The organism is Streptomyces sp. NBC_00252, from assembly GCF_036187565.1.
Classification (GTDB): domain Bacteria; phylum Actinomycetota; class Actinomycetes; order Streptomycetales; family Streptomycetaceae; genus Streptomyces.
Genome location: NZ_CP108087.1, coordinates 473867 through 485662, shown reverse-complemented (window position 1 = coordinate 485662; position 11796 = coordinate 473867). Strand labels below are relative to the sequence as shown.

The 11796-nt window shown below is 72.9% G+C and carries 8 protein-coding genes; 4 read left to right on the top strand and 4 right to left on the bottom strand.

Annotated elements, in window-relative coordinates; translation table 11 throughout:
- The first annotated feature begins 79 nt into the window (after window positions 1–79).
- From OHT77_RS02090 to OHT77_RS02080, 3 genes are all read left to right on the top strand, one after another.
- Entirely contained in the window at window positions 80–769 is a 690-nt protein-coding gene (locus OHT77_RS02090) for a response regulator transcription factor (protein WP_328826177.1), read from the top strand.
- Window positions 762–2363, top strand: a complete 1602-nt coding sequence (locus OHT77_RS02085; RefSeq protein WP_328826176.1) for a sensor histidine kinase — start codon at window positions 762–764, stop codon at window positions 2361–2363. The genes OHT77_RS02090 and OHT77_RS02085 overlap by 8 nt, the downstream gene beginning before the upstream one ends.
- A 233-nt stretch (window positions 2364–2596) precedes the next feature.
- Window positions 2597–3448, top strand: coding sequence for an endo alpha-1,4 polygalactosaminidase (locus OHT77_RS02080; RefSeq protein WP_328826175.1), 852 nt, complete (start codon window positions 2597–2599; stop codon window positions 3446–3448).
- A gap of 147 nt (window positions 3449–3595) precedes the next feature.
- Here OHT77_RS02080 and OHT77_RS02075 read toward each other — a convergent pair whose 3' ends face one another.
- Together OHT77_RS02075 and OHT77_RS02070 are read right to left on the bottom strand one after the other, a co-directional pair.
- On the bottom strand, window positions 3596–4510 hold the full coding sequence (locus tag OHT77_RS02075; protein WP_328826174.1) for a pyridoxamine 5'-phosphate oxidase family protein: 915 nt from the start codon (window positions 4508–4510) through the stop codon (window positions 3596–3598).
- On the bottom strand, window positions 4507–5205 hold the full coding sequence (locus tag OHT77_RS02070; RefSeq protein WP_328826173.1) for a hemerythrin domain-containing protein: 699 nt from the start codon (window positions 5203–5205) through the stop codon (window positions 4507–4509). Before OHT77_RS02070 ends, OHT77_RS02075 begins: the two co-directional genes overlap by 4 nt.
- Window positions 5206–5395: 190 nt before the next feature.
- Here OHT77_RS02070 and OHT77_RS02065 point away from each other — a divergent pair, with 190 nt between their 5' ends.
- Window positions 5396–8824, top strand: coding sequence for a BTAD domain-containing putative transcriptional regulator (locus OHT77_RS02065; protein WP_328826172.1), 3429 nt, complete (start codon window positions 5396–5398; stop codon window positions 8822–8824).
- 72 nt (window positions 8825–8896) lie between these two features.
- Here OHT77_RS02065 and OHT77_RS02060 read toward each other — a convergent pair whose 3' ends face one another.
- Both OHT77_RS02060 and OHT77_RS02055 read right to left on the bottom strand, forming a co-directional pair.
- Window positions 8897–9937: a LacI family DNA-binding transcriptional regulator gene (locus OHT77_RS02060; protein WP_328826171.1), complete on the bottom strand. Its 1041-nt coding sequence runs from the start codon at window positions 9935–9937 to the stop codon at window positions 8897–8899.
- An 83-nt stretch (window positions 9938–10020) separates the two neighbouring features.
- On the bottom strand, window positions 10021–11793 hold the full coding sequence (locus OHT77_RS02055) for a discoidin domain-containing protein (protein ID WP_328826170.1): 1773 nt from the start codon (window positions 11791–11793) through the stop codon (window positions 10021–10023).
- Window positions 11794–11796: the final 3 nt, after the last annotated feature.

The following is an 11796-nucleotide window of genomic DNA, read 5'->3' as shown; positions in this document are numbered from 1 at the left end:
CCACCCTGCGGGAGCGACCCTGAAGCCACGCTGAAGCTTCCTGAAGACCGCTTCAGGAACGGTCTGCCACCCTGTGCCCATGCGCCTGCTGATCGTGGAGGACGAAAGACGCCTCGCCGCCGCCCTAGCGCGCGGCCTGTCCGCCGAGGGGTTCGTCGTCGACGTGGCCCACGACGGGCTCGCCGGTCTGCGCCTGGCGCAGGACCGGGACTACGACCTGATCGTGCTCGACATCATGCTGCCCGGCCTCAACGGCTACCGGATCTGCGCCCGGTTGAGGGCCGAGGGCGACGAGACCCCGATCCTGGTGCTCACGGCGAAGGACGGCGAGTACGACGAGGCGGAGGGCCTCGACACCGGCGCCGACGACTACCTCACCAAACCCTTCTCCTACGTCGTTCTCCAGGCCCGCATCCGCGCGCTGCTGCGCCGCCGCAACCGTGCCGGCACCGCCCCCGTCCTGCGCTTCGGGGACCTCGCCGTCGACCAGGCGGCCCGCCGCGTCGAACGGGCGGGCACCGACATAGCCCTGACCGCACGGGAGTTCGCGGTCCTGGAGCACCTAGCCCTGCACGCGGGCCAGGTGGTGTCGAAGTCCGACATCCTCGCCCAGGTCTGGGACTTCGCCTACGACGGCGACCCCAACGTCGTCGAGGTCCACGTCAGCGCCCTGCGCCGCAAACTCGACACACCCTTCGGCCGACGCACCATCACGACCGTGCGGGGCGCCGGTTACCGGCTGGAGACCGACGGCGGTCTTCTTGCCTAGGCCGCTCGCCTCCGTCCGCGCCCGCGCCGCGCTCGCCGCGACCCTGGTCGTCTCCTTCGCCCTCGTGGTCACCGGCATCGCCGTCATCGCCGTACTGCGGCACAACCTCACCGACCGGGCGGCCCTGGAGTCCGAGGTCACCGCCCGTACGGTGGCGGGCGCGCAGGCGGCGCTCACCGGGGACTTCACCGCCCTGGACCTGCCCGACGACCGGGACCGGCTGGTCCAGGTCGTCGACTCCGGAGGCCGGGTCCTCGCGGCAGGCGACGCGCTGCACGGACGCGCCGCCCTCACGAACTTCGCGCCCGCCCCCGCCCCGACCGGCACACCGAGCCCGACGCCCACCCGCTCCGCGGTCCCCACCGCCACCTCGACCGGCGACGATGACGACGACAGCGGCGACGACCACGGCGGCGGCCGGGGGAGCGGCCGGGGCAGCGGTCGCGGAGGCGGCGAGAGCGACGACACCAGGACCGAGGACACCTCGACCGACGACGACGCGACCGGTGCTCCGGCGCGCGGCAAGGTGAGCACGGACGTGGAACGCGAGACGCTGGCCGTGCGGTTCGGCGACCGCAGCCACGACTACGGCTTCGCCGCCGTGCAGGGCACGACGTACGACGGCCGCACCTACACCGTCTACGCCGGCACCTCGCTCGCGGACGAACAGGCCACCCTCGACCAGGTCACCCGCACCATGCTCGCCGCCCTGCCGTTCCTGCTGCTCGTCGTGGCCGGGGTGACCTGGCTGGTCACCCGGCGCGCCCTGCGCCCGGTGGAGGGCATCCGCGCCGAGATGGCCGCGATCACCGGCAGCGGCGACCTGACCCGACGGGTCCCGGTACCCCGCTCCCGCGACGAGGTCGGCCGCCTCGCCCGCACCACGAACCAGACCCTGGCCGCGCTGGAGCAGTCCGTCGAACGCCAGCACCGCTTCGTCGCCGACGCCTCCCACGAACTCCGCAGCCCCATCGCCTCGTTGCGCACCCAGATAGAGGTCGCGGACCAGCACCCCGGGCTTCTGGACACCGGGGATCTCCATCACGACGTCGTACGGCTCCAGCACCTCGCCGCCGACCTGCTGCTGCTCGCCCGGCTCGACGCGGGCGAACAACCCGGCCACGCCCTCCTCGACCTGACCGCACTCGTACGGGAGGAGGTCGCCCGGCGCGCCCCGACGGACCGGGTGGCGCCCGAGGTGGTGGCCGACGACGAGGAAGTGCCCCAAGTCCTGGGCAGCCGCAGCCAGTTGGCCCGCGTCCTCGGCAACCTCCTGGACAACGCCCAGCGGCACACCGCCACCGCGATCACCGTGACCCTGGCCCGAGCGGGCGACGACGTCGTGCTCACGGTCGCCGACGACGGCCACGGCATCGCGCCCGCCGACCGGCCCCGGGTCTTCGAGCGCTTCGTCCGCCTCGACGAGGCACGCAGTCGCGACGACGGCGGGGCCGGCCTCGGACTGGCCATCGCACGGGACGTCGTACGCAACCACGGAGGCGACCTCACCGTCGCCGAGTCCCCGTCGGGCGGCGCGGCCTTCCTGGTCACCCTGCCGCGCGCAGCGCAGAGCACGGGCGCCGCCCACGCCTGACCGCACCCGCTCCGCCGACGCCCGGACACCCGCGACCAGGTCCTCGGGCGGCACGAATCGGTCGCGGACGCTTTGGTATCGTCGCGGCACCGGACCACCCCACCCCCACGGTCCGCACAACCAAGGCATTCCCAGCCGGTGAACCAGGCCTTCGAGCCGTCAGCCCGGCCCCAGTCGCCAGGATCCAGCGTGTCCGAGGCGGGGCGTGCTCCCGCACTCAGAGGCAGACCGTCATGTGCAAGTCCCGGGCCGGCTCCCGCCGCGTCACCATGCCCCTCTCCGCCGTCCTCACCGCGACCGCCCTCGCCGCCGTCGGCTGCTCCGGCTCCGCCACCGACGCCTCGCCGAAGACCCCGGAGACGAAGGTGTCGGCACCACCCGTCCACGCCGGCGTCGACTACCAACTCGGCGGCGCGTACACCCCGCCGAAGGGCGTCTCCGTCGTCTCCCGGGACCACACGGCCTCGCCCGCCCCGGGCCTCTACAACATCTGCTACGTCAACGCGTTCCAGGCCCAGCCGGACGCGGAGGGCGACTGGGACGCCGACCTCCTGCTGCGGGACCGCTCCGGGAAGGTCGTCATGGACAAGGACTGGGGCGAGGCGATGCTCGACATCGGCACCCCGGCCAAGCGCGCGCGGATCGCGGAGAAGGTGGACGACTGGATCGACTCGTGCGCCGACAAGGGATTCGACGCCGTCGAGCCGGACAACTACGACAGCTACACCCGCGCCCCGCGCGGACTGCTCACCGCGGCCGACGCCGAGGCGTTCCAGGCGCTGCTCGCCCGCCACGCGCACGCCCGGCATCTCGCCATCGCCCAGAAGAACACCCTCGAACTCGCCAAGGACCGCAAGCGGGTCGGCCTCGACTTCGCGGTGGTGGAGGAGTGCGGACAGTACGACGAATGCGGGTCCTACCTCGACGCTTTCGGCGACCACGTCATCGTCGTCGAGTACACCGAGAAGGGTATGGAAAAGGCCTGCGCGGGCTGGGGCGACCGGATCAGCATCGTGCGGCGGGACCTCGACGTCACTCCGGCCGGCCACGACGGCTACGTCCGCGAGACCTGCGACCGCTACTGACGGGCGGCCGAGGCAGCACAGCTCGTCGCCCTCGGGGCCGCCCATGTCCCGACCCTCTCCGACGGGCGCTCGGCCGCCGGACCCCACCGGGGCGGTCCGGCGGCCGAGCGCTCGCGATCCGACGAAACGCGGCGAATCGCCGGCCCGTCACGTCCGCTTCGCGGACACCGCCAGAGCCTTGAACTCGTCCCACTGGACCCGGGGGCGGTCGAGCCCGCGACGCTCCAGATAGCGGGCGGTGGCGCGGCGCGTGCTGCGCAGGACGCGGATCGCGTCGGTCGGGCGGCCCGTGCCCATGGGCTCCACCACGTTCGTGGGGACCAGCAGCCGGCGGTCGCCGGCCGTCAGGGTGCCGCGTACAAGGGCGTTGTGCATGTGGTTGAGCTGCTCGTCGTGCCGGTGCACCAGGAGCGAAGCGGGACCAGCGGTCGCCGCGCAGTCGGCGGGCACCTCCACCGCGAAGCCCTCGTCGGTCGGAACGGGCCGGGTCCGGGCGAGCACCGGTGCCCCGGAGGCGTCCCGCGCGGCGAGCACCGCCGAGGGGAAACCGGCGAGTTGGGCCGAGCCCGGCAGCGCATTCGGCGCCTCAGGGTCCCGCGGGGCGGACGGGGGGAGGGGCGGCCGTACGACGAGCTGGTCCGGGGTGACGGTGATCAGCAGCCGGAGGTAGTACCAGTCCATCAGCCGCCGCAAGGGAGCGGTGACATACGCCCTGCTGTGCGGCTGTCGCTCGAAGAGCATCCGCCAGTAGTCCTCGGCTCCCTGAGGGCCGGTCATGATCTCGTCGGGGCATTCGGCCCGGCCGCCGACGAAGATCTGCGGCGCGTGGGCGAGGCCGCTGCCGGTGGGATCGGAGAAGAGGAGGGCGACGCGGTCGTCGCGGCGGATGTTCAGCGCTTTCTGGCTGAAGGCCAGGGAGGTGCTCAGCAGAAGCGTGCCGTCCTTCTGCCGCCGCACCGCGGTCGGCCAGGCCGCTGGGGTGCCGTCGCGGCCAAGAGTGACGAACTCGCAGGTGCGGTAGGCGTCCAGGACGTCGAGCGGCGCGGAGTCGAGAAGGGTCACCGGCCCTGCTCCCCGTCCAGCGGCCCGCGCATCACCCGGCAGGCGGCGGCGTACTGGCGGCGGCCCACGGCCTTCCACAGCAGCCGGCCCACCAGCGGGGTCCTGTCCAGGAAGTAGGCCCGCTCCTCGGGAGCGGCGTCCTCCAGGATCGCACCGAGCGCGATCAGGAGCCGGTTCCTGGGTATCCGGTCCAGCCCGCGGCGTCCGACCAGATCCCACTCGGCGACCGTCAGATGCGCGGCGACCAGCGGGAGGACCAACCGCTCCTCGTCGTCGAGGTGTTCGAGCAGCACGGTGCGATGCTGCTCCAGCGCGAGAGCCAGTTCCTCCCCGGCGATGCGGTCCGCCGCCCGCTCCCACGCGGCCGTCCACTCGGCCACGACCGTCAGGCTCACGTCGATGCGCTGGTGCTGCTCCTCCATGCGGGCGACCAACCCGTCGTCTGCGGCACGGGTGTGCAGGTGCGGCCAGATGAGCTCGTCCTCGAGGGAGTGGTGGCTGTGCAGGCCCGACACGTACTCACGCAGGTGGTCGGCGACCTTCGCCGCTCGTGCCGTGTCGCCGTCGCGGACGGCGCGTACGAGGCGGGGCAGATACGCCGACTCGCGCCGGAAGACGCGGTGGACCACGACCATCTCGTGGGTGTACGGACGCTCGGCCGTGGGAAGTTCGTCCGTGGTGCTGCTGGGGGACACGCTTGCTTGCTCCAACGATCGGATGTCGACAACAGCGGCCCAGGGTCGTGCGTCCCCCTTGGCATCCGCTTGGCGCGTCACTTGGCGACGGCTTGGCGCCCGGGCCCGGCGCGGTCCCCGCCGGCCTGCGGGAGGGGCGTTTATCGTCTGTTGACGGCTCTGACCCATGGCTCGGGTAGATTCCCGCGCCGTGCTGCGTATTCGAGTCCTGGGTTCACTGAGTGCCGATGACGGGGGGCGACCGGTCGACCTCGGCGCTCCACGCCAACGTGCGGTGCTGGCGCTGCTGATCGCCGCCCACGGCGGTGTCGTGCCCGTCGACCGGATCACGGACGCGGTGTGGCGGGGGACACCGCCCGACCGGGTCACGGTCTCCCTGCACACCTACGTGTCCAACCTGCGCCGCTCCCTCGAACCCGGTCGGCCGTCGCGCGCCCCGGCGACCGTGCTGGTCACCGCGGCCCCCGGCTACGCCCTGCGGCTGCCCCCGGACGCGGTGGACGCCTGGCGCTTCGAGACCTGGGTGAGGCGCGCCCGGACCGCCCCGGCGGCGGAGGCCCGTGTTCTGCTCGCCGAGGCGCTCGGCTGGTGGCAGGGACCGGCCTTCGCGGAACACGCGGACGAGACGTGGGCCCGGCCCGAGGTGACCCGTCTGACCGCACTGCTCGCCGAGGCCCGCGAACTCGCCGTCGCGGCCGATCTGAACACCGGGCGCCCGGCGGAAGCGGTACCCGCGGCCGAACTCCTCGTACGGGAGAACCCGTTGAGGGAAGAGGGCTGGCGGCTGCTCGCCCTCGCCCAGTGGGCCTGCGGCCGCCAGGCCGACGCCGTCGCGTCACTGCGCGGCGCGGCGCGCGTGCTCCGCGACGAACTCGGCTGCGCCCCCGGTCCGGCGCTGACCGAACTGGAGTCGGCGGTGCTGGACGGCAGGGCCGACGTGCTGCGCGCGCAGGTGCCGGACGGGACAGGGTCGGCGTCTCTCGCCACGGTGTCCCCGGGAGGCCCCGACACGTTCGACGGCGGTCGCGCCCGACCGGGCACGGAGGTCGATGTCGTCACGAGCCACGACGGTGAACCGCGCACCGCATCCGGCCTCTTCGTGGGCCGCGCCGACGAACTGCGCACCGTGGAGGCCGCCGCGCGCGCCGCCCGTCGGCAGGGCGGTGTCGTGCTGGTCACCGGGGAGGCAGGGGTGGGCAAGTCGGCGCTGCTCGGCCGGATCGAGGGACAGCTGCGGTCGGACGGGTGGACGGTGGTGGTGGGCCGGTGCCCCGAGTACGAGGGAGCACCGCCCGCCTGGGCCTGGGCGGAGGCGCTCGGCGCGCTGGCCCGTGAGGCGCCGCCCGCGCGGCCCGAGGAGCTGGCGGTGCTGCTGCGGGATCAGGACAGCGTGGCCGTCGCGACCCGGGACGAGGCGACCGTCGGACGCTTCCGGATGCACCGCGCCTTCGCCGCGTGGCTGCGCGCGGTGGCCGGCGAGTCCCCGCTCGCCGTCCTCCTGGAGGATCTCCACCGCGCCGACGGCGAGACCCTCGCCCTGCTGGACGCGGCGGCAGCGGTGACCGGCGTCCCGCTGCTCACCGTCGCCAGTTACCGTCCCGCCGAGGTGGGGGAGCACCTGGTCAAGACCCTCGCCCAACTCGCTCCCTCGGCCCCCGCGAGGATCGCACTGCGGGGGCTGGCGCCGCACGACGTGGCCACCGTCGTCGAGGCCGTGTGCGATGAGCCCGTGGACGCGACGACCGTCGCGGCGCTCGCCGAACGCACCGGCGGCAACCCGTTCTACGTCCTGGAGAGCGCACGCCTGCTGTCCAGCGAGGGCGCCCTGGTCGCCGTCTCCGAGGTACCCCAAGGCGTACGCGACGTGCTGCGCAGACGGCTGGCCCTGCTGCCCGCCGGCGCCCGCTCCGCCGTACAACTGACCGCCGCCGTCGGCCTGGAGGCCGATGTGGCCGTTCTGGCCGACGCGGCCGACACCGAGGAGGACGCGCTGCTGGATGGTCTCGACGCCGCCCTCGCCGCCGACCTGCTGGCCGAGTCCGGCCCCGGACGCGTCCGCTTCGTGCACGCCCTGGTCCGCGACACCGTCTACACCGACCTCCCGGGTCTGCGGCGGGCCCGGCTGCACGCCCGGATCGCGCAGGTGCTGCGGCGCCACCGCCCGCACGAACTCGCCGCCCTGGCCCACCACTTCGCCCGCTCGGGCAGCCCCGAGCACACGTCCCTCGCGGTCGACTACGCGCTGCGGGCCGCCGAGGCCGCGGAGCGGCGCTACGCCCACGAGGTCGCCGTGGAACTGATCGAGCAGGCGCTCGAGGTGCACTCCGCGGCCACGGGCGCGGCGACGGAAGCCGCCCAACCGGACGACACCGTGCGCCTGTTGGTGCAGCTCCTCGGTGCGCAGATCCGCGCGGGCTCCACGGACGCGGCCCGCCACACCCGCCGACGCGCGATCGAACTCGCCGAACTGGCCGACCGCGGCGACCTGGTGGCCGCGGTCTACGGCGCGTGGACCGAACCCTCGCCCTGGCGCAGCAGACTGGAGGGCTTCTACGACCGCACCTCGCTGGAGCGCATAGAGCGCCTGGTCGCCGACACCGGCCTCGACGACCACACCCGCGCCCGGGTGCTGCAGGCCTACGTCGAGGCGGTCGCCGTGGAGGACGCGCCCCGGGCCCTGGAAGCGGCCCGCAGCCAGCTCGCCCTCGCGCGCGCGAACGGCGAACCGCGCCTGCTGGCCGCCGCGTTGATGACCTCGGCGAGACTGCTGCCGCACGAGACCCAGACCGCCGTACGGGCTCCGCTGGTCACCGAACTGCGCCGGATCGCCCACACCCACGACCTCCCCGCCTACCGCTGGGTGTGCGAACACCTCGACGGCATGACCGCCGCCGCGCTCAACGACCCCGCCGCGGTACGCCGCCACACCGAACGCGGACTCGACATCGCCCGCCGCTACCGGATGGTGTGGGCGCAGGGCCTGGGGGCGGCGACCTCGGCGATGCTCGCGACGATCGCCGGCCGCTTCGACGTCGCCGAGGCCGAGTACGCCGAGGCCGACGTCCTCCTGCGCCGCGCGGGCTCCCGTCACGCCAGCGGGCTGCGCATCCTCGGCCTGACCACGATCCGGCTCGCCCAGGACCGCCCGGCCGAGATCGAGCCCGTGATGCGCGCGGTCTACGAGACGGTGGGCGCCCCCGTCGGCGTGGCGCTCGCCCTCATCCTGGCCCGCCTCGGCAGGCTCGAGGAGGCGCTCGCGGTGCGGTGCCCGCCCGAGCCCGTGACGGATCACCTGCACGGCCTGGAACTCGACTACCGCGCCCAACTCGCCGTCCTGTACGCCGACACGGACACCGCGTCGAACCTCGTCACGCACCTGCTGCCGATCCGCGACCAGCTCGCCGGCGCGGCCGGAGCGGCCTACGCGACCCGCCCCCTGGCCCACGCCCTGGCCGACCTGTACCGACTCCTCGGCGAGGACCGCTCCGCGGCCGACAACTACGCCCTGGCCGAACACACCGCGCTGGCCTGGGGTTCACCCCACCTCGCCGCCCGCGCCCGCGAGGCTGCGGCAGACCTCGCCGCGGAGTGCGCACGACGGCGCACCTTCACGCTGTAGGAGAAACCATGCAGGAGAAACAGGGAGCACTGTCGGCTGGTCGCGCACCACGCTGCTCGCCTTCGCCATTGTTCAAGCCGACTCGCGTACGACCAGTTCCGGGTCGAAGACGACCGACGTCGGCTCGGTGCGTACGCCGTGGATGTGTTCGTCGAGTAGGCGGGCCATCTCCGCCGCCATCTCCTCGACCGGCTGACGGATCGTGGTCAGCCGGGGGTGGCAGGTCACGGCGATGCTCGAGTCGTCGAAGCCGACCACCGCGACGTCGTCGGGCACTCGGAGCCCGTGTTGTTGTACGGCCTGGCAGGCGCCCTGCGCCATGAGGTCGTTGGCGGCGAACACCCCGTCAAGGCCGGGCTGGCGGGCCAGGAGGTCCGACATCGCCGCGAGTCCGCTGTCCAGGGTGAACTCGCCCTCGGCGACCGGGACATGGGGGTGGCCGTGGCGGGCGAGCGTGTCACGGAACCCGGCCAGCCGCTCCTGGCTCGCCGCCACGTCCAGGGGGCCGCAGACCGTGGCGGGCCGGCGGCAGCCGCGGGCGAGGAGGTGTTCGGCGGCGAGGCGCCCGCCGTCCCGGTGTGCCAGGTCCACGTAGCTGAGCGGGACCGGTCGGGAGGGGCGGGCGAAGAGCACCGCCGGCAGCCGGGCGTCGGCGAGAAGGGCGGGCAGCGGGTCGTCGGAGTGGGTGGAGACCACCAGTGCGCCGTCGGCGCGGCCCTGGCGCAGATAGGTCAGCACCTCCTCCCGTGCCTCGGCCGACTCGGCGAACATCAGGACGGGGTGCAGCGAGCGCGGGCGCAGGAAGCCGACGATCCCGCCGACTACCCGTCCGAAGAACGGATCGGCGAACACCCTTGTGGCGAAGGTGTCCTGGCCTGCCTCGGTGATGTCCCCCGCGCCGGACACCACCAGGGCCACGGTCTCGGCCCGCCGGGTCACCAGGGAGCGGGCGGCCCTGTTGGGCGCGTAACCCGTCCGTTCGATGGCCCGGCGGACCACTTCCTGTATCTCCGGATCCACGTTGCGGATGCCGTTGACGACCCGGGACACGGTGGCCCGGGAGACGCCGGCCTCTCGGGCGACGTCCTCCAGCGTCGGGGCCTGTCTGCTCATGCGGGCACCCTAACGGACGTGCGGCGCACGGCAATAGAGCGCTCTCCCGGAGCGGTCAGGACGCTCCGGGAGAGGCCCGTCCGTCAGGCGTAGACGCCGAACTCGTACAGCGAATACCCATAACCCGTGCCCCGCGCCGTGCCGTTGACGCGGACGTAGCGGCCGGTCCCGGTGACGTCGAAGTCGTCGATCCCTCCGTTGCCGTCGGAAACGGTGCGCACGGTCTGCCAGTTCTGGCCGTCGTCGGAGGTCTGGATCGTGTAGGCCTTGGCGTACGAGGCCTCCCAGGACAACTGGACGTGCCGGAACGTGGTGCGGGTGCCGAGATCGACCTGGAGCCACTGGGGGTCGCTCCAGTCACTGGCCCAGCGCGTGGCCTGGTTGCCGTCCACCGCGTTGGCCGCGGTGCAGGGGCAGTCGCCGTAACTCGCCTGGTAGGACGAGGCGGTGGCGGGTTTGCCCCGGGCCACGTTGGTGCCGGACGGCACCGGTGGGACGACCCGGATCGAGCGGGTCTCGACGCCGACGTTGCCCCGTCCGTCCGTCGCCTTGACGTACACCTTCCAGACGCCCGGACGGTCCGGCGCGGTGACCTTGAGTCGGCCGCCGCCGAGGTTGGTGGACGGCAGCGAGACCAGGTTCTTGCTCTGGTCGATGTAGTTGCTGTTGTCGAGGACCTCGTACGAGATCGGGTCGCCGTCGGGATCGGTGGCCCGCACGGACAGCACCAGGTCGCGACCCGCCTGCACCTGGCTCGCGCCGCCCTCCACAGTCAGGTCGGAGATGACCGGCGGGGTGTTGTCGTGGCTGGTGTCGCCGCCGTAGGCCCTCTTCACCGCGTAGTACGACAGCCGCTTCTGGCCCGCGGGCAGCAGGTTGAACCAGATGCCGCCGAAGTCGTACTCGGTGCCGTAGTGGAACATCGTGGCGCCGAGTGCGACCCCCTTGTGCCCGGTGATGCAGTTCCAGGCGCGGGTGTAGCCGTCGGCCTTGGCCTGGTCGGAGGGTTCCAGCGGAACGCCGTTGGCGTCGTTCGGGACCTCCCACTCGCCGGCCGGGCCGGTCTCGGTGACGATGTAGGGCTTGGTGTAACCCCCTTGCTGCCAGGCGGACTTGACGTCGCAGACCGCGTTGTAGGAGTTGACGGCGTACAGGTCGAGGTCCGGCGCGTTCTTCTTGAAGTAGGGCCAGGCGCCGACCCACGCGTCGGTGGACGTGACCGGGTGGTTGGGGTCGACGGCGTGGATCTTCTTGGTGATGTCGTTGACGAGGGTGGTGTAGGCGTCGCGCTGTCGCTCCAACTCGTCGCCGCTGTAGCAGTTCTGGAGCCCGAGGACCGACTCGTTGCCGACGTCCCACATGAGAACGCCGGGGTTGTCCTTGTAGGTCTGGACCCACTGGGGGAACTCGGTGAGGACCTGGTTCTTGTAGGCGGTGTCCGTCAGGTAGTTGACGCAGCCGCCGCTGCCGGGTCCGCCGCCCGGCTGGAGCCAGAAGCCCGCGACGACCTTGATCCCGTGGGCCGCCGCCGAGTCGAACAGCGGCTTGCTGGAGGCGTCCGTGCCCCAGGTGCGGATCGTGTTGACGCCCATGGACTGCAGGTCCGGCATGTACTTCTCGGCGTCGGCGACGCCCGGGCCCCAGGTCAGTCCCTTGACCTGGTACGGCTGCCCGTTAACCGTCAGCTGCCAGGCGCCCTGGCTGCCGGTGACCTTGACGACGCTGTCCGCGGCGTGGGCCTGGACGGCGGGGAGTGCGGCGAGGAGTCCGGCCGTCAGTACGCCGGCGGTGAGGGGTGCCGCGATGCGGCGTGTGCGGGTTCGCGTTCGTGTACGGATGCGGGTGCGTGGGGGCATGCG